Annotated in this window: 15 protein-coding genes and 1 other RNA gene; 9 read left to right on the plus strand and 7 right to left on the minus strand. The window is 71.6% G+C overall.

The window, feature by feature from the left end; all coding sequences use genetic code 11:
• Position 1 precedes the first annotated feature (1 nt).
• The 6 genes from ACZ7L6_RS38610 to ACZ7L6_RS38635 form a co-directional block, all read right to left on the minus strand.
• Complete coding sequence (locus ACZ7L6_RS38610) at positions 2–2203, minus strand: bifunctional glycosyltransferase/CDP-glycerol:glycerophosphate glycerophosphotransferase (protein ID WP_471932354.1); 2202 nt, start codon at positions 2201–2203, stop codon at positions 2–4.
• A gap of 181 nt (positions 2204–2384) precedes the next feature.
• Positions 2385–4646 carry a bifunctional glycosyltransferase/CDP-glycerol:glycerophosphate glycerophosphotransferase gene (locus ACZ7L6_RS38615; protein WP_471932356.1) on the minus strand — a complete coding sequence of 754 codons (2262 nt, stop codon included), beginning with the start codon at positions 4644–4646 and terminating at the stop codon, positions 2385–2387.
• A gap of 164 nt (positions 4647–4810) precedes the next feature.
• On the minus strand, positions 4811–5725 hold the full coding sequence (locus ACZ7L6_RS38620) for a carbohydrate ABC transporter permease (protein ID WP_471932358.1): 915 nt from the start codon (positions 5723–5725) through the stop codon (positions 4811–4813).
• Between the two features lie 115 nt (positions 5726–5840).
• On the minus strand, positions 5841–7187 hold the full coding sequence (locus ACZ7L6_RS38625) for a carbohydrate ABC transporter permease (protein ID WP_471932360.1): 1347 nt from the start codon (positions 7185–7187) through the stop codon (positions 5841–5843).
• A 4-nt stretch (positions 7188–7191) separates the two neighbouring features.
• Positions 7192–8571, minus strand: coding sequence for an ABC transporter substrate-binding protein (locus ACZ7L6_RS38630; RefSeq protein ID WP_471932362.1), 1380 nt, complete (start codon positions 8569–8571; stop codon positions 7192–7194).
• 276 nt (positions 8572–8847) lie between these two features.
• The gene (locus tag ACZ7L6_RS38635; RefSeq protein WP_471932474.1) at positions 8848–12888 is read right to left on the minus strand and encodes an FHA domain-containing protein; all 4041 of its coding nucleotides are present in this window, start codon (positions 12886–12888) and stop codon (positions 8848–8850) included.
• A gap of 363 nt (positions 12889–13251) precedes the next feature.
• On the opposite strand from ACZ7L6_RS38635, the gene ACZ7L6_RS38640 reads away from it, so the two are divergent.
• The 4 genes from ACZ7L6_RS38640 (at position 13252) to ACZ7L6_RS38655 (ending at position 18569) form a co-directional block, all read left to right on the plus strand.
• Positions 13252–14943: a protein kinase domain-containing protein gene (locus ACZ7L6_RS38640; RefSeq protein ID WP_471932364.1), complete on the plus strand. Its 1692-nt coding sequence runs from the start codon at positions 13252–13254 to the stop codon at positions 14941–14943.
• 124 nt (positions 14944–15067) lie between these two features.
• Positions 15068–16309 carry a serine/threonine-protein kinase gene (locus ACZ7L6_RS38645; RefSeq protein WP_471932366.1) on the plus strand — a complete coding sequence of 414 codons (1242 nt, stop codon included), beginning with the start codon at positions 15068–15070 and terminating at the stop codon, positions 16307–16309.
• Positions 16310–16527: 218 nt separating this feature from the next.
• Positions 16528–17634, plus strand: coding sequence for a peptide chain release factor 2 (prfB, locus tag ACZ7L6_RS38650; RefSeq protein WP_433041300.1), 1107 nt, complete (start codon positions 16528–16530; stop codon positions 17632–17634).
• A 308-nt stretch (positions 17635–17942) separates the two neighbouring features.
• A complete protein-coding gene (locus ACZ7L6_RS38655) occupies positions 17943–18569 on the plus strand; it encodes an LPXTG cell wall anchor domain-containing protein (RefSeq protein WP_471932368.1) in 627 nt (208 codons plus the stop codon).
• 104 nt (positions 18570–18673) lie between these two features.
• On the opposite strand, the gene ACZ7L6_RS38660 is transcribed toward ACZ7L6_RS38655, so the two are convergent.
• Positions 18674–18865, minus strand: coding sequence for a hypothetical protein (locus tag ACZ7L6_RS38660; protein WP_471932370.1), 192 nt, complete (start codon positions 18863–18865; stop codon positions 18674–18676).
• Between the two features lie 321 nt (positions 18866–19186).
• On the opposite strand from ACZ7L6_RS38660, the gene ftsE reads away from it, so the two are divergent.
• The 5 genes from ftsE to ssrA all read left to right on the plus strand — a co-directional run bounded on the left by ftsE (position 19187) and on the right by ssrA (position 23193).
• Entirely contained in the window at positions 19187–19876 is a 690-nt protein-coding gene (gene ftsE / locus ACZ7L6_RS38665) for a cell division ATP-binding protein FtsE (RefSeq protein WP_004000799.1), read from the plus strand.
• 38 nt (positions 19877–19914) lie between these two features.
• Positions 19915–20832 carry a permease-like cell division protein FtsX gene (gene ftsX, locus ACZ7L6_RS38670; RefSeq protein ID WP_433041290.1) on the plus strand — a complete coding sequence of 306 codons (918 nt, stop codon included), beginning with the start codon at positions 19915–19917 and terminating at the stop codon, positions 20830–20832.
• A 67-nt stretch (positions 20833–20899) separates the two neighbouring features.
• Positions 20900–22066 carry a S41 family peptidase gene (locus ACZ7L6_RS38675; RefSeq protein ID WP_471932372.1) on the plus strand — a complete coding sequence of 389 codons (1167 nt, stop codon included), beginning with the start codon at positions 20900–20902 and terminating at the stop codon, positions 22064–22066.
• Between the two features lie 78 nt (positions 22067–22144).
• The gene (gene smpB, locus ACZ7L6_RS38680) at positions 22145–22687 is read left to right on the plus strand and encodes an SsrA-binding protein SmpB (protein WP_471932476.1); all 543 of its coding nucleotides are present in this window, start codon (positions 22145–22147) and stop codon (positions 22685–22687) included.
• Positions 22688–22824: 137 nt separating this feature from the next.
• Positions 22825–23193, plus strand: a transfer-messenger RNA (tmRNA) gene (gene ssrA, locus ACZ7L6_RS38685).
• Positions 23194–23454: the final 261 nt, after the last annotated feature.

The following is a 23454-nucleotide window of genomic DNA, read 5'->3' on the forward strand; positions in this document are numbered from 1 at the left end:
GTCAGTTCCTCACGAGGGTCGTCGCGGCGGGGGCGGGGATGCGCTCGGCCAGCGGGATCACCGGCGGGATCGCCTCGGGCGGCTCGCCCAGCAGCACCCGGCGTACGACGCGCTCGGCGGCGCGCCCGTCGTCGAACTGGCAGAAGCGCTCCCGGAACGCGGCGCGCAGGGCTCCGGCCTCCTCGTCCGCGTACGAGCCGTCGCGGAACACGGCCGCCAGCTCCCCCGGCGTCTGCGCCACCCGGCCCGGCGGCGCCTCCATCAGGTCGAAGTAGACGCCCCGCAGCTCCCGGTAGACGTCCCAGTCGTCGGCGTACACGACGATCGGCCGGTCCAGGTTGGCGTAGTCGAACATGATCGACGAGTAGTCGGTGATCAGCACGTCGGCGGCCAGGCACACGTCCTCGGAGGACAGGTGCCCGGTGACGTCGATGATCCGGCCGGTGCGGCGCGCGCCGCCCTGGTCGTAGAAGTAGTGGGCGCGCAGCAGCACGACGTACTCGTCGCCGATCTCCTCGCACAGCGCCTCGAGGTCGAGGCTCGTCTCGAAGCCGGTGGCGTAGTCGCGGTGCGTGGGCGCGTACAGGAGGGCCTTCTTGCCTTCTGGGACGCCGAGTTCGCGGCGGACGCGGGCGACGTCGTCGGCGGTCGCCGTGTAGTACACGTCGTTGCGCGGATAGCCGTACTCCAGGGGCTCGTGCGCCGACGGGTAGGCGCTCTCCCACATCTCCGTGGAGTGCCGGTTGGAGGTGAGGTTGTAGTCCCAGCGGTCGACGCGGGCCAGCAGCTTGGCGAAGCTGCCGGTCGCCGCGGCCACCACGGGGTACGTCGACTGGTCGGCGCCCATCTTCTTCAGCGGGGTGCCGTGCTGGGTCGACAGATGCACGCTGCCCTCGCGCTTGACGACGGCGTCCGCGAAGTTGGCGTTGTTGATCAGGTACTTGGCCCGGGCGAGCACGTCCCAGTACTTACGGCTGCCGATGACCGCGTACTCGACGTCCTTCGGCACGGTGTGCGCCTGGTCCGCCTCGACGAGGAACACCGAGCGCAGGTGCGGGGCGAGTTCGCGTGCCTTGGCGTGGATCGCGGCCGGGTTGCAGACGTAGCCGCGGCCCCAGTACGCGCAGTACACGGCGAGGTTCCGGTCCAGCGGGCGCCGCAGCTGACGCCGGTAGCGCAGCCGGGTGCGCAGCCCCTGCGGGCGCGGCACGCCCGCCGCCACCCGCGCCGCCGCCTGGTTGGCCCAGCGCAGCGCCCGGAACGCCGCGTACGCCCCCTTCGCCAGCAGCCGGTGCTGCACGCCCAGACTGCCGCCCGGCACCCGGAACCCGGCGGGGCAGTGCCGCCGGTAGAGCCTGCTCGCCCGGCGGAAGAAGGCACGCCGCCCGCGCGGCAGCCGGCGCGGATGGGCGGCCGTCTTCAGTACGACGGCGAAGAGCTGCTCGAACAGCGCCGCGAACCGCTCCCCGGACAGCCCCTCCTCGGCCGCCCGCGTCAGCACCAGCTCGGCCTGGTCCAGCAGCTCGACGTGATGCTCCCCCGGCAGGCCCAGCCGGCTGCCCTGCCGCCGCAGCAGGTGCCGTACGACGACCTGGCGCAGCACCGCCAGGCGCTCGACACGTGCCATGACCAGGCCGCCGAAGCCGACATCGGTGAAGTGGCCGTCGGGGAAGGCGAGATGCCGTTCGGCGAGGAAGGCCCGGCGGTAGGCCGCGCTCCAGGCCGGGAGCTGGACCCCCGTCAGCTCCGGCGCGCGGTCGGGGGAGAAGACCCCGTCCGCAGTCCGCTTCAGCAGCGGTGCGGCCGGGTTGGTCGGCTCGCCCACCCACCACGGGGTCCGCTCGTGCTCGAAGTGCAGCACGTCCACGTCGCCGGTCTCGCCCAGCCGGGCGTCCAGCGCCGCCAGCGCGCCCGGCACCAGCACGTCGTCACCGTCCAGGAACAGCAGCCACGCTCCGAGCGCCGCCCGCATCCCCGCATTGCGCGCCCCGGCCAGTCCCGCCGACGGCGGCGAGTGCACGGGCGCCACCCGGCAGTCCCGCTCGGCGTACCCGGCGACGACGTCCGCCGCCGGGGAGTCGGGCGCGTCGCAGACCGGGATCAGCTCGAAGTCGCCGAACGACTGGGCGAGGACCGAGTCCAGCGCCTGGGACAGCCGGCCCGCGACCCCATGGGACGGAACGATGATGCTGAAGCGGGGCATACTGCCCTTTCTGTCGGTTCTTTCGGTCGATGCTCCGGCGGCCCTTTCAGGAGGCCCGGGCGGCCTCAGCCGGCGCTTCTGCGGCCGGGCCGCCCGGCCGGGCGCCAGGTGTGCGGTCGGCTCGGCGTGGGCCGGGACGGGCTGGAGGGCATGCGAACTCCTCTTGTCGTGAGAACGGCGTTCAGCGGCTCTCGGTGACGGTCAGGCGGCCCGTGGGTTGGGGCACGGTGGTGCGCGGGGTGTGCGCGGGGGACGCGGCCGGTGACGGGACGGGGTGGCGCTGGTCGAGCGGTACGACGGGCGGGACGCCCCGCTCGCCCAGCACGACATGGCGTACGACCCGCTCGGCGGCGCGTCCGTCGTCGTACGGGCAGAAGCGCTCACGGAACGCCGACCGCAGCTGGGTGGAGCGCGAGCCGCGCCAGTGGCCGGTGGTGAAGATGTCGATCAGCTCGTCCTCGCTGCGCGACACCGCGCCCGGCGGGAAGGACCGCAGGTCGAAGTAGGTGCCGCGGGCCGCCTCGTAGGCCTCCCGGTCGTCGGCGTGGATCACGATCGGCCGGTCCAGGTTGGCGTAGTCGAACATGATCGACGAGTAGTCCGTCACCAGCGCGTCCGAGGCCAGGCACAGCGACTCGACGCTCGGGTGGTCGCTGACGTCTACGACCTGGCCCGCCGTGGGTGCGAGCGGGCCGCCGTGCCGGGGGTGGGCGCGGGCCAGGACGACGTAGCCCGGGCCCAGGCGGCGCAGGACGCGGTGCAGGTCGAGGGGGGTGCGCTGGGTGCGGCGGTAGTCGCGGTGGGTGGGGGCGTATAGGATCGCGACCGCGCCCTCGGGGATGCCGAGCGACTCGCGGATCCGGGCCACGTCCGCCGACGTCGCCTGCTGGAAGCGGTCGTTGCGCGGGCTGCCGTACTCCAGGGTCGTGTAGCCGCCCGGAAAGACGCGCTCCCAGGTCAGGGTGGAGTGGCGGTTGGCCGACAGGACGTAGTCCCACTGGTCGACGTGGTCGAGAAGCTCGTCGAAGTCCGTGTCCCCCGAGGCCGCCGGGCGTTCCCGCAGATCCAGGCCCATGCGCTTGAGGGGGGTGCCCTGCCGGGTCTGGACGAGGACCTGGCCGGGGCGCTTGACCAGGCGGCGGTCGAAGTCGGCGTTGTGGACGAGGTACTTGGAACGGGCGAGGGCCGTCCAGTAGGCGGCCGTGTCGGGGCGCAGGCGGCGGGTGCCGGTGGGGACGGCGCCGTGCTGATCGGCGTCGGCGATCCAGGCCGTACGGATGCCGGGCGCGTGCGTGCGGAAGGCCTGCTCCAGGGCGCCCGGACCGCACCCGTGGCCGCGGACGCCGTCGGCCGCGAACACGGCGCGGTCCGAGCGCACCGGGAGGCAGCGCTGGAGGCGGTAGTGCAGGCGCAGGGCGGTGGAACGCACGCCCTTCAGCAGGCGGTGGGTGAGCTTGGCGGTACGGCGGACCAGGGCCGCCGTCCGCTGCAGGGCGTGGTAGGTGCGGTGCAGACCGAAGCGGACCAGCGTGTAGTGGAGGCGCGTGCGCCCCGGGACGGGGGCGCCGGGGGAGTGGTAACGGCGGTAGTACGTACGCGCCTTGCGCAGGAAGTCGGCGCGGCAACGGCGTGGGAGGCGGTCGCGGCGGGCGAAGACCACGATCAGATGGTCGACCATCCGGCGGAACAACAACGGCCGCCAGCGGGCGAGTTCGGGGTTGCGGTCGACGTACGCGAAGACACGGTCGTACTGCTCGAAGATGTCGAAGTGCCGCGGGCTGACCGTGCCGAGGATGCCGCCCCGGCGCCGCTGCCGGTAGTGCACGCACACCCGGTCCAGGGTCGCGATCGACTCCGCCGTCATCAGGACCGGGTACGTCCAGGGCGTGTCCTCGTAGTAGCCGGACGGGAAGGCGAAGCCCGCCTCCTCGACGAACTCCCGCCGGTACGCCTTGTTCCAGGCGACCATCAGCAGCCGCAGCAGCCCCGGCCGGTCCGCCAGCCGGAACGGCGCCGGGCCCTGCTCGCTGAGCTGCGCGGCGGCCTGGTTGCGGATCGTCTCGCCGGTCCAGTAGGTGCGCGCGTAGTCGTAGACCAGGACGTCCGGCTCGCCGGTCTCCTTCAGCCGGCCGGCGATCGCGTGCAGGGCGTCCGGGGTGAGGGTGTCGTCGCTGTCGAGGAAGACCAGGTAGTCGCCGGTCGCCTCGGCCATACCCGCGTTGCGCGCGGGCCCCAGCCCCTGGTTCTCGGCGAGGTGCACCGGGCGTACCCGCGGGTCGCGGGCCGCGAACTCGTCGATGATCGCGCCGCACGCGTCCGGCGAGCAGTCGTCGACGGCGATCAGTTCGAGATCGGGGTACGACTGTGAGAGCACCGATTCCAGGCACTCGTGCAGGTACGCCTGAACCTTGTACGCGGGGACAATGACACTGAACCTGGGCAAGGGACATCCACTGGGTCGACCTGGGCGATGGGGGCTGTCGCCCTGCCGGGAACGGCCAATGGAGTGACTTGGTTACGGCGCGGTACGGCATACGGGGGACGGTGAATGAACGCGACGGGGCGGGCCGATGACGGCCCGCCCCCTCAAGGGTGGTGCGCTCGCGCCTACTTGACCGCGCCCGCCATCACGCCGGACACGAACTGCCGCTGGAACGCGAAGAACACGATCAGCGGGATCACCATGGAGATGAACGCGCCGGGCGCCAGGACGTCGATGTTGTTGCCGAACTGCCGCACCTGCGTCTGCAGGGCGACCGTGATCGGCTGGCTGTCGGCGTCCGTGAAGATCAGCGCGACCAGCATGTCGTTCCACACCCACAGGAACTGGAAGATGCCGAGCGCGGCGATCGCCGGCCCGCCGAGCGGCATCACGACCCGGAAGAACAGGCGCAGTTCACCGGCACCGTCCAGGCGGGCCGCCTCCAGCAGCTCCCTCGGGATCTCCGCGAAGAAGTTCCGCAGCAGGAACACCGCGAACGGCAGCCCGAAGCCGACGTGGAAGAGGATCACGCCGGTCAGGGAGCCGAAGATGCCGATGTTTCCGAAGAGTTCGGCGATCGGGATCAGCGCCACCTGCACGGGCACGACCAACAGGCCGACCACGGCCAGGAACCACCAGTCGCGGCCCGGGAACTCCATCCACGCGAACGCGTATCCCGCGAGCGAGCCGATCACCACGACGAGGACCGTCGCCGGGACCGTGATCAGCACGGTGTTGAGGATCGAGTCGGTGATGTCGCTGTTGCTCAGGAGCTTGTCGTAGTTCTCGAAGGTGAGTTGGGACGGCTTGCTGAAGACCTCCCACCAGCCGCTCGCGGCCATCTCCTCCGCCGGCCGGAGGGACGACAGCAGCAGGCCGATCGTCGGCACCAGCCAGAACAGGCCGACGAGGATGAGGAACACCCGCACCAGCCCGCCGCTGACGAACGAGGCGAGCCGGCCGCCGAGGGTCTGCTCGGCCTTGACCACGGTGAGCGGCGGAGGCGCCGCCTTGCCGATCCTGCCGGCGTCGGTAGTCATCGCCGCACCTCCCGCCGCAGCCTACGGACGTTACTGCTCATTTCCGGGGGCTCTACTGGATTTGCGGCTACCGCCGCGCGGCCCCCGGCCCCCCAGCAGACGATCAAGTGCCCGTTCATCGCCTGACCTCTCGCCTGAGCCGACGGACGTTGAACCACATCACGGGAATCACCAGGAGCAGCAGGAACACCGCGATCGCGCTCGCGATGCCCGGCTGGTCCTCGGAGAAGCCCTTGCGGTACAGCTCCAGCGCGAGGACGTTCGCGTCGTCCTGGGAGGAGCCCGGGGCGATGATGAAGACCAGGTCGAAGATCTTCAGGACGTTGATCATCAGGGTGACGGCGACGACCGCGAGGACGGGCGCCAGCAGTGGCACCGTGACCCTGCGGAACACCTGCCACTCGTTGGCGCCGTCGACCCGCGCCGCCTCCAGCAGATCGCGGGGGATGCCCGCGAGCCCGGCCGCGATGAGCACCATCGCGAAACCGGCCCACATCCAGATGTACGACCCGATGATGGACGGCGTGACGAGGGACGGGCCGAGCCAGTCCAGCCCGTTGTACGCCTCCTTGAAGTTGCTGGGCGGGAGCCGGAGCTGCGCCCCGTCCGCGGCGGCCGGCAGCGTGAACGTGCCGTCGTCGGCCGCCTTCGTGGAGGCCACGACCTTGCCGTCCTTGACCGCCTCGATCTTCATCCCGGCGTATCCCAGCTCGGCCGGGTCGACGCCGCCGAGCGTGCCGACGCCCTTGCCGCGCGTGAAGTCCTGCCAGGTGGTGCCGGTGACCTTGCCCGGCTCGGCCTTCGCCGCCGCGGCCTTCTTGGCGTCGTCCGGCATCTGGTCGGGGGCGACGCCGACGAGGGGCAGGGTGACCGGGGTGCCGGCGCTGACGGTGGCCTTGGTGATGAAACCGCCGCCCGGTGCCGCTTCCAGCGGCGACTCGCGCCCCGGGTGGGCCTTCGGGAACGCGGACGCCTGCGCGAAGGTGTCGTGGACGCCGACCCACACCGCGTTCGCGACGCCCTTGTCCGGGTCCTGGTCGTACACGAGCCGGAAGATGATGCCCGCCGCCAGCATCGAGATCGCCATCGGCATGAAGACGACCAGCTTGAACGCCGTACCCCAGCTCACCCGTTCGGTCAGCACCGCGAAGATCAGACCGAGCACGGTGGCGATCGTCGGAGCGAACACCACCCAGATGACGTTGTTCTTCAGGGCGGTGCGGATGCCCTCGTCGGTGAAGAGGGCCTCGTAGTTGTCGAATCCGGCGAAGCCGTCGCCGGACTGGTCGTAGAAACTGCGGACGACCGAGTACCCGATCGGGTAGACCACGAGCGCGCCGAGCAGCACGAGAGCGGGCAGCAGGAAGAGCACCGCCATCGTCCAGCGCGTGCCGGTCACACTCTTGCGCGACTTGGGTGCGGCAGGGGTCCCGGGGACCCCTGCCGCTTCCGCCGACGCCATGACGTCAGTTTCCGTACGCCGCGGCCGCGTCGGCTTCGAGCTTGCGCTGCGTTCCCGCGATGTCCGACGGGTTCTTCAGGAAGTCCTGCAGAGCCTTCCACTCGCCCTTGCCGGGCGTGCCGCCGAAGGCCTGCGGGGCCTGGTCGGACATGTCGAAGCGGAAGTCGTCGCCGGAGTCGATGAGAGCCTTGGCGATCTTCCGCTGGACGTCGTTCGGGTACGCCGAGTTGTCGACGTTCTTGTTCGGCGAGAGGTAACCGCCCAGCTTCGCCTGGATCGTCGCCGCGTCCGGGGAGGCCAGCCAGGTGGCCAGCGCCTGCGCCGCCTTGGAGTCCTGCAGGATGACGGCCGCGTCGCCGCCGGAGACGACGGGCGCGGTGTCACCGACGGCCGGGAACGGGAACACCTTCGCGTCCGTGCCGACCTCCGCCTTGGCCTGGGTGATGTTGACCTGCGCGAAGTCACCCTCGTAGACCATGGCGGCCTTCGGCTGGTCACCACCCGTGAAGACCTGGGTGACGGACGCCGGGAAGTCCGTCTGCAGCGCGCCCTTCGCACCGCCCGCCACATAGTCCTTCTTGCCCCAGACCTGGGCGAGCGTGGTGAGCGCGTCCTTCACGGACGGGTCCGTCCACTTGATCTCGTGCTTCGCCAGCTGGTCGTACTTCTCGGGACCGGCCTGCGAGAGGTAGACGTTCTCGAACCAGTCGGTGAGGGTCCACCCCTCGGCACCGCCCACGGAGAACGGGGTGACGCCCGAGTCGTACACCGTCTGCGCGGTGGTGAGCAGCTCGTCCCACGTCTTGGGCTCGGTGGCCCCCGCGTTCTCGAAGACCGCGTTGTTGTACCAGATCAGGGACTTGTTGGCGGCCTTGTAGTAGACGCCGTACTGCTTGTCGTCGACCTTGCCGATGTCCTGCCAGCCCTGGGAGTAGTTCTCCTGCAGCTCCTTGATCGCGTCGGCGCCGAGGGGCTTGGCCCACTTCTTCTCGACGGCCTGCTTGATGGCGCCCGGCTGCGGGAGCATCGCGATGTCCGGCGGCTGGCCGCCCGCGACCTTCGAGCCGAGGAAGTTGATGATGGGGTCCTGAGCGGGGACGAAGGTCACCTTGGCGCCCGTGCGCTTCTCGAACTCCGCGAGGACTTTCTTGAAGTTGTCCTGTTCGGCACCGGTCCACACGGCGGCGACCTCCAGGGTCTCGCCGTTCAGCTTGGGAAGGGTGACGGTGCTCGCGGTCTCCTGGTCGTTTCCGCCCGGTTCGTTGCCGCTGTCGTTGTCGTCGCCGCCTCCGCACGCGGTGAGCGAGAGCGCGAGGGCTCCCGCGCACACGGCTGCTGCGGTCCTGGCGGCCCTGCTTGTCCGGTTCCTGCTCGTGCTGCGCATCACTGCCCCGTTCTTCGTGCCTCGTCGAACGTTCGAGCGCTGTCCCGTGCGATCTGGTCTACGCCCTGGTATGGGGGGCGGCAAGACCGCGTCCGCTGTCAAGCGGGGGATCGTGACCGCCTCGTGACCAGGTGCGGTGCGCGGGTGCGAACGTCCCTGGGGGCGGCGCCCCCAGACCCCGCTATCGGCCTGAACGGCCTCGTCCTCAATCTCCCCCACTCTCGAATTCACTCGAGCGGGGGTACCCCCACGACGGGCTGAATGCGCCGACCGGCGCTACAGGAGCGAGGGCACCTTGGTCGCCGCGACCTCGCGCGCCGCCCTCTCCAGGGCGCTGGCCAGCAGTGCCAGGTCCGTGGGCCCGTTGCCCAGCTCGCGGACCGGACGCCGGGCGGGCGGATCGCCCATGCGGTGCCACTCCAACGGCACCACCGTGGGCCGCAGCGTCGCCGTCCGCGGAATACGCCCCGTGACGCGTCCGCCCTGGAACGGCACCGTTCTCCCGTCGGCCCAGGCCAGCCGCCCGCGCCCCGGCGCCGGCTCGTCCGGCCCGACCGTCACCGCGTCCAGCGTCACCCGGAGGGTCGCCCTGCGGGCCGGCTCCGACTCCGCCGTACGGCCGCCGATCCCCGCGGCGGCCACCAGATGCACCCCGAGCCGCTCGCCCTCCCGCGCCACCGCCTCCAGGGCGCGTATCACCGAGCCCGCCGCGGGCCGGCCCGGTGACCCCAGCGCGGGCGAGACCAGCGCGTCCAGGTCGTCCACGACCACGACGAGCCGCGGCAACGGCGGCACGGCCTCGGCCTGCCGACGGGCCGCCCCCGGCCGCAGCCGGATCGTGGAGCTGGGGGGTGTGTCGAGATCGCCCGTGAGATCACCGGCACCGGTACCGGCACCCCCGGCCCCCGTCCCGACGCCGACCCCCGTCCCTGCCCCCGCCGCACGCTGCGCGACCAACCGGCCCGACAGCTCACGGCCCGTGTGCCACTCGGTGAAGTCGGACCGCCCGAGCAGCTCCGCGCGCCGCTTCAGCTCGGCGCTCAGCGACTGGGCGAACTCCCGCATGCGCACGGGGTCGTTGGCGGCGAGGTGGGTCGTGACATGCGGCACGTCCGTACAGACCCGCAGCCCGTCGCCGTGACCGCCGCCCGAGCCCGTGCCGTCCCGGCCGTCGATCAGCACCACGCCCAGCCGGTCCGGTCGCTCGGCCGCGGCGAGCGAGGCGACGACGGCCCGCAGCAGCTCCGTACGTCCACTGCCGGGCGGCCCCTCGATCAGCAGATGCGGTCCGTCGGCGCCGAGGTCCACGCCGACCGGCCCGCGCGGCCCGGCCCCGAGGACGGCACACGCCCGCCCGCCGAGGGCCTCCTTGTCGTCTCCGGCGTCGGCCCACCGCGCCATCAGCGACGCCGGTGTGGCCCGGGCCAGCCCCAACTCGTCGAGCAGCCGGGCCGCCTGAGGCAACGGCGCCGACACCCGCGCGTGCCGCTCCCCGCCCGTCCCCTCGGTCCGCAACGGCGCCAGAGCCCGCGCGAACCGCTCCGCCCAAGCCAGGGAGACGGCGTCCACCGTGGCCACGGTGCCGTGGCCGACGGGGCCGTGCGCGGGGGCGGCGGAGGGGCCGTTTCCGGCGGCGCTGTGCCCGGCCGGGCTGGGGTCGGGGTCGGCCGGGGGGCGCGCGATGGGCCGGTGGCCGGCGGGGCTGTGCGCGGCTGTGCCCTGGTCGACCGCGGAGTGTCCGGCTGAGCCGTGGCCGACCGGGGAGTGTCCGGCTGAGCCGTCCGCTACTGAGCTGTGGCCAACGGTGTCGTGAGCCGCCGAGCCACGGCCGCCGACGTCCGTGCGGGATGCTTCCGGCTCCCGCCGGGACCCGCTGGTCGCGCGCGGGGAGAGGCCTTCCTCCCGCCGGGATCCGTCCGCCACGCGCGCGCGGGACTCCGCTCCGCTCCCGTCGGCTCCGGCTCCGCCCCCGGCTCGCGCTGAGTCCGCCGCCCTCGATCGTCCGGCCGCTCCAAGACCGGCCCGCGCGTCGCCGACCGACCCCGCACTCGCCGCTGCGGCCGCCCCCGCTGCCGTACCGGCACCGTTTCTCGTGACCACCCCGGCCCGCGCCACCCGCATCAGCCGCAGCGCCGTCGCCACATCGCCGCTCAGCAGGGCGACCGCGCCGCACTCCCGGAACACCGGCGACACCATGCACGCCGCCTCGTAGGTCTCCGTCACCGGCGAGGCGGGCGACGCCGCGGCCGTCTCGGCCAGGCACAGGACGTGGATCCCGGCCCGTGGCCCCTCCAGGGCCAGCCGCGCCATCGCCTCGCGCACGTCGGCGCCCCCGGGATCACCGTCCACGACGACCACGCTGTACGGCCCCGTGAAACCGTCCGTCCCGTCGGCCGGATCGTCGTCCCGCGCCCACGAGGGCCGCCGAACGGCACCCCGCGTCTGGGCAGGGCCGACAGGCTCGAGGTGGGCCGCACCCCGGCCGCCGGACGACGGTGCCGAGCCCTGGGCGGCCAGAGCCGACGCCGCGCCGGCCGAGCCATGCCCCGAATCGCTCGCCGCGGCCGCAGACCCGGGCCCGGCGGGGCCCATACCGACAGACCTGCCCCCGGTAGCCCCGCCCCGCGCGTCGTTCGCCACGTCCTCCAGGCGCCGCAGCAGCTCGTCCACGCGGGCCGTGGCCTGTTCGCGGTCGTAGGCCAGCAGGAGGCGGCAGTCCTGGCCGTGCCCCGGGCGGATGTGCGGAAGCCAGCCCAGCCAGGCCCACTCGGCGGTGCGCTCCTCCAGGGGACGGGAGCGGTCCGTACTGATCAGAACGATTTCCAGCGCGTCGGGCGAGTGCAGTGCGGCGAGCTGGGCGATCACCGCGCGGGCCAGCCCGGCCAGCCGCTCGCGCGGACCGGCCAGACCCAGCGCCCCGACCTCCCGCAGATCGGCGGTCACCGGCACCGCGGGCAGCAGCCTCGAGCCGTCGGGCGCCGCCCGGTCGGCCGTCCCGAGCCGCACCGTCAGCGCCTCCGGGTGACCCGGCACGCGCTCCCACAGCCGGGGCCCGGGCCCCAGCGCCGTCAGCAGCAGCGAGGCGGGGTCCGGCCAGGCCTCCGGCAGCCGGGGGCCGTTCGCCGCCGAGGGGGGCTCGGTCGCCTCGGTCCGCTCGACGTCGTCGTACGTCCCCCGCCGGGCCGCGCCCTGCTCCGCACGCCCGCCGGTCAGCCGCCGCGCCCACGCCGTGAGCCCTCCGCGCCTGCGCACCCCCTGCGGTACGTCGGTGCCCCGCAGCGGGGTGCCTTTACGGCTGCCGCCGTCCGCGGGGGTGCCGCCGCGGCCGCTGTCGCTCGACGGGTGGTCGGCGCCGGTGGTGGCATGGCCCCCGTCGCCCGCGCCGAGTGCGCCCACGCCGAAGCCCGCGCCGTGAGTGTCGCCTCCGCGCGGTCCCGGAGGCGGCTGCTCGGCCCCGCCGTGCCGCTCGATCCGCGGTGCCCCGCCCTGTACCGGCACTACGGGCGGCTCGACGGGGCCGTGTTCCTGAGCGGCCGACCGGCCTCCGGAGGGAGTGGATGCGTTGCCGCCGTCCGCCACGCGCGCGTGAGGAACGGCCGGGTCACGGGGCGCGGGCACCGCCGGGCCTTCGCTCTCCGCGCGCGGGTCGCCTCCCCGGTCGTCCCCGGCGGGCACCCGCACATGTCCCTCGCCGTCCGGCTCCGTCCGCACGCGCGCCCCCGGGCCCCCGGCCGGAGCCAGCCGCAGCGCCGACTCGCCGATCCGCAGCAGCGCCCCCGGAGCGAATCGCACCGGGCGGGTGGTCACGCCGGAGCCGTCCAGCGTCGTGCCGTTGGTGGAGCCGAGGTCGGCTACCGAGACGCGGCCGTCCGCGGAGACCGTGACCGCGCAGTGCAGCCGGGACACGTCCGGGTCGTCGAGCGGGACGTCGGCGTCGGCCGAGCGGCCGATGCGGATCTCGCCGCCGTGCAGAAGATGGACGCCGCCCGCGTCCGGGCCGGCCACGACATGGAGCTGGGTCGGGGCGTCGTCCAGCTCGGGGTGCGGCTCGGGCGCCGCCGGGGCGCCCAGGGACAGCACGGCGCCGTCGATCAGCGGGGGCTCGCCCAGCGTGCTGCGGCGGTCGTCGAGCCGCTCCGTGCCCGCGTACAGCACGACCGGGCCGTCGCCTCCCGACACCGCAGAGGCGAGTGCCGACGCCACCGCGGCCAGGGCCGTGCCCGCGGGCGCCGTGACCAGCACGTCGCAGCTCGCGGCACGCCCCCGCGCCGGGGCAGCCGGGGCCAGCGGGTCTACGACGGTCAGCCGGATCTGCATCGGCGTCAGCGGTCCCTTCTGCGCGGGCGCGGCGGACTTCCCCCACCCCACACGAGCACATCGGCCAGTACTCCACGTACTTCACGCATCCTCGCACCTGCCACTGACAACGCGCCCCCCGCCCGGAGGCAAGTGATCTTGATTGGTCGGCTCTGCCCGCAAAAGTGCCTGACAGTTGACCTGCGGGCGATCGCTTGAGATCGGTCACGTCCGCTTGCGGCAACCACGAGACTGAGCCGAGCGTCTTTCCTTCGAACATGTACGGGAAGCCGTACGTAAGACGCACAGAATGACGACAGGCCGGTGCCCCGGGGCACGGCACTACAGTGGGTCGGAACGTAGGCAAGCAGCAGGGAGCGCGACGTGCGGCCGGTAGGCAGCAAGTACATCCTCGAGGAGCCGCTCGGTCGCGGTGCCACGGGGACCGTCTGGCGAGCCCGCCAGCGGGAGACCGCGGGCGCCGAGGCGGCAGTGGCGGGGCAGCCCGGCGAGACCGTCGCGATCAAGGTCCTCAAGGAGGAGCTCGCCAGTGACGCGGACATCGTCATGCGGTTCCTGCGCGAGCGCTCCGTCCTGCTCCGGCTGACCCACCCGAACATCGTCCGGGTCCGCGACCTGGTCGTCGAAGGCGATCTCCTCGCCCTGGTCATGGACCTCGTCGAGGGCCCCGACCTGCACCGCTACCTGCGTGAGAACGGCCCCTTCACCCCGGTGGCCGCGGCCCTGCTCACCGCTCAGATCGCCGACGCGCTCGCGGCCAGCCACGCCGACGGCGTCGTCCACCGCGACCTGAAGCCCGCCAACGTCCTGCTCCAGCAGAACGGCGGCCAGATGCACCCGCTACTGACCGACTTCGGCATCGCCCGCCTCGCCGACTCCCCGGGCCTGACCCGCACCCACGAGTTCGTCGGCACGCCCGCGTACGTCGCGCCCGAGTCCGCCGAGGGCCGCCCGCAGACCTCCGCCGTCGACATCTACGGCGCCGGCATCCTGTTGTACGAGCTGGTCACCGGCCGTCCGCCCTTCGGTGGCGGCTCCGCCCTGGAAGTCCTCCACCAGCACCTGAGCGCCGAGCCGCGCCGCCCGTCCACGGTCCCCGACCCCCTGTGGACGGTCATAGAACGCTGCCTGCGCAAGAACCCCGACGAAAGGCCGAGCGCCGAGAACCTCGCCCGCGGCCTGCGCGTCGTCGCCGAGGGCATCGGCGTGCACGCGAACTCGGCGCAGATCGCCGCGGCCGAGGGCGTCGGCGCGCTGCTCGCCCCCGACCCCGCGCCGGCGACCGTGCCAGGCTCGGCCGACCCGACGCAGGTGCTGCCGCACGGCGCGGGCTCGTTCGACCCGAACGCCGCGACCAGCGTCCTGCCGCACACCGGCGCCCCCGGCCCGGCGGGCGCCGCGGACCCCACCGCCGTACTGCCGAACACGGGCGGTCCGGGCGGGCGCGGCGCCGCCGACCCGACGGCCGTCATGCCGCCGATGCCGCCGGGACAGCCCGGTGGACAGCCTGGGCAGCCCGGGCCCGAGGAGCCGCACCCCTGGCAGAACCAGCTGCGCGCCGCCCGGGACCGCAACGAGCAGACGCAGGTCCAGTACCTCGACCCCAACGAGGACCCGCTGCGCCGCCGCCCCCAGCGGCAGGTCGCCCGCCCGCAGCAGCAGCCGCGCCCCCAGCAGCAGCGGCCCCCGCAGCGGCAGCAGCCCGGGTACGGCTACCCGCAGGGGCAGCCGCAGCAGTACGCCCCGCCGCAGCCCCAGCGCCCCCAGCAGCCGCAGCGGTACGTCCCGCCGCCCGCGCCGGAGCCGCAGCGGCCCCAGCGCGAGCCGCGTCCGCCGCGGCAGCGCAGCGCCAACCCGATGCGGATTCCCGGACTCGGCTGTCTGAAGGGGTGCCTGTTCACGATCGTCATCCTGTTCGTCGCGGGCTGGCTGATCTGGGAGCTGAGCCCGTTGCAGGAGTGGATCGGCACGACCAAGAGCTATTGGCAGCAGCTGACCGACATGATCGACACCGTGGGCGGGTGGCTCGGAAAACTGGGCGACCTGGGCAAGTGACCCGGCACCCGGACCGTGAGTCTGGGGATTTGTCGACACCTGACGGGTGATTTCCGTCTCGGCGGTGAAGGTTGGCTCTTCGGGCGCGTAGCTTTAGCGACAACACGCGTCTGTAGGAGCAGTCTTGGCACGGAAGATCGGCAGCCGGTACACCGCCAACCAGATTCTGGGGCGGGGCAGCGCCGGCACGGTGTGGCTGGGTGAGGGGCCCGACGGCCCCGTCGCCATCAAGCTGCTGCGCGAGGATCTCGCGTCCGACCAGGAGCTCGTAGGCCGCTTCGTGCAGGAGCGGACGGCGCTGCTCGGCCTGGAGCACCCGAACGTGGTGTCGGTCCGCGATCTGGTGGTGGACGGCAACGACCTCGCGCTGGTCATGGACCTCGTCCGCGGCACGGATCTGCGCACCCGCCTCGACCGCGACCGGCGGCTCGCGCCCGAGGCGGCGGTGGCGATCGTGGCGGACGTCGCGGACGGGCTGGCGGCGGCGCACGCGGCCGGTGTCGTGCACCGGGACGTGAAGCCGGAGAACGTCCTGCTGGACATGCAGGGCCCGCTCGGACCCGGCGGCTCCCATCCGGCGCTGCTGACCGACTTCGGTGTGGCGAAGCTCATCGACTCACCGCGGCGTACCCGGGCCACGAAGATCATCGGGACGCCGGACTATCTGGCGCCGGAGATCGTCGAGGGCCTGCCGCCCAGGGCGGCGGTCGACATCTACGCCCTCGCCACGGTCCTGTACGAGCTGCTGGCGGGCTTCACGCCGTTCGGCGGCGGCCACCCCGGCGCGGTGCTCCGCCGCCACGTCACGGAGAGGGTGGCCCCGCTCCCCGGCATCCCCGACGAGCTGTGGCAGCTGATCGTGCAGTGCCTGGCCAAGGCTCCGGCCTCGCGGTTGCGGGCGTCGGAGCTGGGGACGCGGCTGCGGGAGCTGCTGCCACTGGTGGCCGGGATGCCGCCGCTGGATGTGGACGAGCCGGATGTGGAGCCGGTGGAGGAAGAGGCTCCGGTCGCGGAGGAAGCGGCGCCGATGGGGGAGCGGGCGCGGCGGCGGGGTGCGGTGCCGCTGGTGCCGGGGGCGAAGCCTGCCGACTCCAACCGCGACACGCATACGTCGATGAGGGTGCCGGGGCCCGACGAGCTGGCCGGGGGTGCGCGGGGTACGGCCCGGGTGCCGAGGGCTGCGGGGGCGCCGAGGCCGGGCTCGGCTCGGCATCGGGCCGTGACGCGGAGGCGGCGGGTGGCGTTGGGGGCGGCCGCGGTGGCGCTGGTGGCCGCGGCCGGGGTGGGCACGTGGCTGGCCACGTCGGACGACGACGCCGGGGCGACCCCCCAGGACACGAACAACTCGGCCCCGGCAACGCCCTAGCTTTCCTCGCCCCCGCCGCCCCTACCCGTCCCATCCTTGAAGGGGCGCCGCCCCTTCCACCCCGCCAGGGGGCTCCGCCCCCTGGACCCCCGTCGGCCCCGAAAGGGCCTCGTCCTCAAACGCCGGACGGGCTGGGATGCCGTGCCCCGCGTCGAGCGGCGGAGCCCCTGCCACGGTCACCGGAGCTCCCCGCTTGGCGGAGCCGTTACGCTGGAGGCGTGGCAGTCGTCGATGTATCCGAAGAGCTCAAGTCCCTCTCCTCGACCATGGAGTCGATCGAGGCCGTTCTGGACCTCGACAAGCTGAGGGCAGACATCGCCGTGCTCGAGGAGCAGGCGGCCGCGCCGTCCCTGTGGGACAACCCGGACGAGGCGCAGAAGATCACCAGCAAGCTCTCCCACCTCCAGGCGGAGGTGAGGAAGGCCGAGGCCCTGCGCTCGCGGATCGACGATCTCGCCGTGCTGTTCGAGATGGCCGAGGAGGAGGACGACCCGGACACCCGTGCCGAGGCCGAGTCCGAGCTCGCCGCCGTCCGCAAGGCACTGGACGAGATGGAGGTGCGGACGCTGCTGAGCGGCGAGTACGACTCCCGTGAGGCGCTCGTCAACATCCGCGCCGAGGCCGGTGGCGTCGACGCCGCCGACTTCGCCGAGCGGCTGCAGCGCATGTACCTGCGCTGGGCGGAGCAGAAGGGCTACAAGACCGAGCTCATCGAGACGTCGTACGCGGAAGAGGCCGGCATCAAGTCGACCACCTTCTCCGTACAGGCGCCGTACGCCTACGGCACCCTCTCGGTCGAGCAGGGCACCCACCGGCTCGTGCGCATCTCGCCCTTCGACAACCAGGGTCGGCGCCAGACCTCCTTCGCGGGCGTCGAGGTCCTCCCCGTCGTCGAGCAGTCCGACCACGTCGAGATCGACGAGAGCGAGCTGCGGATCGACGTCTACCGGTCCTCCGGGCCCGGCGGCCAGGGCGTCAACACCACCGACTCCGCGGTCCGGATCACCCACCTCCCCACCGGCATCGTCGTCTCCTGCCAGAACGAGCGGTCGCAGATCCAGAACAAGGCCACCGCGATGAACGTCCTCCAGGCCAAGCTCCTCGAGCGGCGCCGCCAGGAGGAGCAGGCCAAGATGGACGCCCTGAAGGGCGACGGCGGCAACTCCTGGGGCAACCAGATGCGTTCGTACGTGCTGCACCCATACCAGATGGTCAAGGACCTGCGCACCGAGTTCGAAGTCGGCAACCCCGAGGCCGTGTTCAACGGTGAGATCGACGGGTTCCTCGAAGCCGGAATTCGCTGGCGCAAGCAGCAGGAGAAGTAACCAGGCGAGCGAGGTTACTTTGTCGACAAGGCAACTGCCGTCGTCCAGGCGGCAGTTGCCTTTTCTGTGCCTGCATGTCTGGGTTTTACATCACACTCACAGGCTCCAACCCCCGGCATAGTTCCCGTATTCGGACATGGCGTCCGCAAACGGCCTTGACGTGTCTTTGAAAAATGGGAAGGGTAAAGCGTGGCATGCGTATCTCTGGGGCGCATGTGAACCGGGGGGCTCAAGTTCAGCTACCCCCGTCGATCACGGCCCCCGAGCGCCGCCTCACTGACGATTCAGCTACTGGGGGTAGCAACCACATGACGAAGAAGACGCGGATCCGTATCGCGCGGCTCGCAGCCGGCGCCGTGATCGCGGCCGGTGCCTCGCTGACCGCTGCGGGTGCCGCTTCTGCTGCCGAGGCGGAGGAGCCCTGCCTGTTCGGCCTCCTGTGCGGCGAGGAGGACCCGACCGCTCCGCCGACCGACATTCCGACGGACCCGGGCATCCCGACCGACATCCCGACCGACCCGGGCATCCCGACCGAAGACCCCACCATCCCGACGGACCCGACGGTCGAGCCGACCGAGCCGACGGACCCCACCGACGACCCGACCGTCGACCCGACAACCCCGGGTGACGACAACGGGAACGGCAACGGGAACGGCAACGGGAACGGCAACAACGGCGGGGGCAACAGCAACACCGACCCCGACGGCGGCACCTCTCCGCAGGAGGAGGGCTCGTCCTCCCTCACCGAGACCAACACGGACAGCACCGGCACGGGCACCAGCACGTCGGCCCAGGGCGGCGGTGACGAGCTCGCCGAGACCGGTGCGGCTCAGACCACGTTCCTGCTGGTCGGCGCCGCCACGATGATCGCCGGCGGTATCGGCTTCCGTATCCTGCCGCGCCTCGTGGGCGGCCGTGGCGGTGCGGCTGCCTGACGGCAGCCGTTCGGTCACGCTGTGTGACGCATGTTGTACGGCCGAGGGGCCCGGAGCGCGTTCGCTCCGGGCCCCTCGCGTATGCCTACGGCGTTCGCGCCGACCTATGCCGTCTGGTGCGCCAGCAGGGCCACCGCTGCGATGAGGATCACCAGCAGGGCGATCAGCGTCATCGGGTTCAGGGCCGCGAACGGGTTCTCCTGCTGCAGCCGCTCGCGGTTCGCCCGGCAGACGGGGCAGCGGCCTTCACTCACGGGTGCGGCACAGTTCGCGCACACCAGCCGGTCGTACGTCATGCGCCACCCTCCTAGCGAGTCCCTCCGGGGGTTCAACGGGTTCGGCCCCGAGAACGTTCCCCTCTCCACAATGCCAGGTTCCTTCGGAAAGGGCGCGGGCGCTCTGGGAGGGGTGGCTTGCATTGTCTCGCGGCTGCGGGTCGTGTGGGGCTGGTCGCGCAGTTCCCCGCGCCCCTGTCGGGGCGCTGCACCGCCGCCCGTCAAAGGGCGAACCCCGCACAAAAGTGCACAAGGCTCGCGCAACCCTCCCGGCGACTGCGCCGTCGGCCCCGGTTCGCGTATGGTCACGCTCATCTACCCCCGGCGACCCGTGGTGCATCCGTGATCCGATTCGACAATGTCTCCAAGGTCTACCCCAAGCAGACCCGCCCCGCCCTCAGGGATGTGTCCCTGGAAGTGGAGAAGGGCGAGTTCGTGTTCCTCGTGGGGTCCTCCGGCTCCGGAAAGTCCACCTTCCTGCGGCTGATCCTCCGCGAGGAGCGGTGCAGCCACGGTCAGGTGCACGTCCTGGGCAAGGACCTCGCGCGCCTCTCCAACTGGAAGGTGCCGCAGATGCGCCGCCAGCTGGGGACCGTGTTCCAGGACTTCCGGCTCCTGCCGAACAAGACGGTCGCGGAGAACGTGGCCTTCGCGCAGGAGGTCATCGGCAAGTCGCGCGGCGAGATCCGCAAGTCCGTACCGCAGGTGCTCGACCTCGTCGGGCTCGGCGGGAAAGAGGACCGGATGCCCGGTGAGCTGTCGGGTGGTGAGCAGCAGCGTGTGGCCATCGCGCGGGCCTTCGTCAACCGGCCCAAGCTGCTGATCGCCGACGAGCCCACCGGCAACCTCGACCCGCAGACCTCCGTCGGCATCATGAAGCTGCTCGACCGGATCAACCGGACCGGGACGACGGTCGTCATGGCCACGCACGATCAGAACATCGTGGACCAGATGCGCAAGCGCGTCATCGAGCTGGAGAAGGGCCGCCTCGTCCGCGACCAGGCGCGCGGCGTCTACGGCTACCAGCACTGACCGCCGACACGCTCCACGGAAAGGCTTAACCAGACGCCATGCGCGCCCAGTTCGTTCTGTCCGAGATCGGTGTCGGTCTCCGCCGTAATCTGACGATGACGTTCGCCGTCATCGTCTCCGTCGCCCTGTCGCTGGCCCTGTTCGGCGGGTCGCTCCTGATGAGCGATCAGGTCAACACCATGAAGGGCTACTGGTACGACAAGGTCAACGTCTCGGTGTTCCTCTGCAACAAGAGCGACGCCGAGTCCGACCCCAACTGCGCCAAGGGCGCGGTCACCGAGGACCAGAAGAAGGAGATCCTCGCCGACCTGGACAAGATGTCGGTCGTCGAGAAGGTGACGTACGAGTCGCAGGACCAGGCGTACAAGCACTACAAGGAGCAGTTCGGCGACTCGCCGCTGGCCGCCTCGCTCACGCCGGACCAGATGCAGGAGTCGTACCGGATCAAGCTGAAGGACCCGGAGAAGTACCAGGTCATCGCGACCGCCTTCGACGGGCGCGACGGGGTGCAGTCCGTGCAGGACCAGAAGGGCATCCTGGACAACCTCTTCGGGCTGCTCAACGGCATGAACTGGGCCGCGCGGGCGGTCATGGCGCTCATGCTCGTCGTGGCGCTGATGCTGATCGTCAACACCGTGCGTGTCTCGGCGTTCAGCCGGCGGCGTGAGACCGGGATCATGCGCCTGGTCGGCGCCTCGGGCTTCTACATCCAGGCGCCGTTCATCATGGAGGCCGCGGTCGCCGGTCTCATCGGCGGGACGGTCGCCTGTGCGTTCCTGGTGATCGCGCGGTACTTCATCATCGACCACGGCCTGGCCCTGTCGGAGAAGCTGAACCTGATCAACTTCATCGGCTGGGACGCGGTGTTGACGAAGCTGCCGCTCATCCTGGCGACGAGTCTGCTGATGCCCGCGTTGGCGGCGTTCTTCGCGCTGCGCAAGTATCTGAAGGTGTGACCAACGCCAAGGGGGCCGTACGGGCAACGGACCGTACGGCCCCTTGCGTTGTCCTAGACTCACCGGCATGTCAGGTCGTGACCTGTTCTGTCAGCCCCGCCGCTTCGGCCGCGGGGCCGCCCTGACATTGGTCTTCGCGAGCGTGCTGGTCGCCGGTGCCGCGACCGGCGCCCTGCCCGGCCCTGACCGGAAATCCCCGCCCGGCGAGACCCGTTCCGCCACCCCCGCCGGCCACCATGAGGAGGTCGCCGAGGCGGCCGCCGAGGCCATGGCCGCAGGCCAGTCCCCCGTGGAGGCCGCCGAGCGCGCGGTCAGCCGCAGTGGGGACCGTTGGGGCGCCGTCTACTCCGAGGGCGAGTACGAGGAGTTCGAGGAGGCCCTCGACGGCGAGTACACCGGCGTCGGACTGTGGGCGCGGCGCGAGCGGGACGGCCGTATCGAAGTGACCAAGGTGCGGGCGGGGTCACCCGCCGCGGCCGCCGGGATCCGCGCGGGCGACCGGCTGCGCAGTGTCGACGGCGAGAAGGTCGACGGGCGTCCGGTCACCGAGGTCGTCTCGTTACTGCGCGGTGACGCCACGGACGCGCCCGCGGGTACGCCGGTGAAGCTGGCCCTGGAGCGCGGTACGCGCGCGTGGGACCTCACGTTGCGCCGGGCCCGCCTGTCCACCGACTCGGTCACCGTTCGAGAACTCGCCGACGGCATCACTGTCATCAGGATCTCCTCCTTCACCAAGGGCTCCGGGGACACCGTGCGCACGGCCGTACAGCAGGCCCCGCCCGACGCCGGCATCGTCCTCGACCTGCGCGGCAACTCCGGCGGCCTGGTCACCGAGGCCGTCACCGCCGCCTCCGCCTTCCTCGACGGCGGCCTGGTCGCCACCTACGACGTCGACGGCGAGCAGCAGGCCCTGCACGCCGAGCCCGGCGGGGACACCACCAGGCCCCTGGTCGCGCTCGTCGACGGCGGCACGATGAGCGCGGCCGAGCTGCTCACCGGTGCCCTCCAGGACCGCGGCCGCGCGGTCGTCGTCGGCACCCGCACCTTCGGCAAGGGCTCGGTCCAGATGCCGAGCCGCCTCCCCGACGGCTCCGTCGCCGAGCTGACCGTCGGCCACTACCGCACCCCGAGCGGACGGGCTGTCGACGGCACGGGCATCACGCCGGACCTGGAGGCCGACCAGCAGGTCCTGGAGCGGGCCGAGACGGTCCTGAGCGGCCTGGGCGAGTCGTAAGTCAGCTCTCCGCTCGTAAATCGGCTTCCCCCGCACCCCCTCCGTAGTGCGAAAATGGACGGCACTATGAGCAAGGGAATGTACGTACCCAAGGAGTCCCAGCCCAAGCAGGGCGGGGCGGCCGCGAAGGCCAGGGACGGCGAGAAGGGCGGCAAGCGCAAGATCGTCGCCCAGAACAAGAAGGCCCGGCACGACTACGCGATCATCGACACCTATGAGGCCGGCCTCGTCCTCATGGGCACCGAGGTCAAGTCGCTGCGCGAGGGACGGACCTCGCTGACCGACGGCTTCGTCCAGATCGACGGGGGCGAGGCGTGGCTGCACAACGCCCACATCCCCGAGTATCACCAGGGCAGCTGGACCAACCACTCCGCGCGCCGCAAGCGCAAGCTCCTCCTGCACCGCGAGGAGATCGACAAGCTGGAGGTCAAGTCCCAGGAGACGGGTCACACCATCGTGCCCCTCGCCATCTACTTCAAGGACGGCCGCGCGAAGGCCGAGATCGCTCTCGCGCGAGGCAAGAAGGAGTACGACAAGCGCCAGACCCTGCGGGAGAAGCAGGACCGGCGGGAGTCGGACCGGGCGATCGCGGCGGCGAAGCGCAGACAGCGGGGCGTCTAGCAGACAGCGGGGCCTGCGGGCGGCTGCCGGGAATACGCTGGCATCGTCGTGCGTTGGTCACGTACGATGGCACCGCACCTCACAGAGGGTGCGCGACCTCCACCGGATCCGTCCGGCGGGGATTGAAAAATCAACATGGGGATGATCGGTTTCGACAGCGGCTGTTGAAGCAGGGGAAGCGTGTCGAGGAAGCGGCAATGATCTCGTAAACCATATGTCGCAAAAAATAATCGCCAACACCAAGCGCGATTCCTTCGCCCTCGCTGCCTAAGTAGCGACTTGCGAAGTGTCAGCCCGGGGCTGTTCCCGACCCGGATCCTGGCATCAGCTAGGGAACTAAACCTTGATCCCGGTCACGGGGTGAAAAGGGAAACCAAACAGTGACTGGGCCCGTCGGCGACTTGTTCGCGTGATCGCCGGGGCCGAGAAAATCGCAGCGGACTGCACACGGAGAAGCCCTGATTCTGCACCGTTGGACGCGGGTTCGATTCCCGCCATCTCCACTCATTACCCATGTGGGCAAGGCCTCGTCACCTTCGGGTGGCGGGGCCTTTGTCGTGTGGGGCGTGCGGGAATCACGACGGACGTACCGACTGTCTGTCCGATCGATGCTCCTGTTCGGCTCGCTCGATGTCTGTCCCATGCCTGGGCCAGCTCGAAGTACTTGTCGTAGGCCGCGGCGCGAGCCAGGCGTTTGCCGTTTCCTGGGCCTCGTCGTCCCTATTGATGGGGGCGGGTGACATCGAGACCTCCTGGATGTACATGGT

The organism is Streptomyces sp. NPDC107522 (assembly GCF_055657525.1).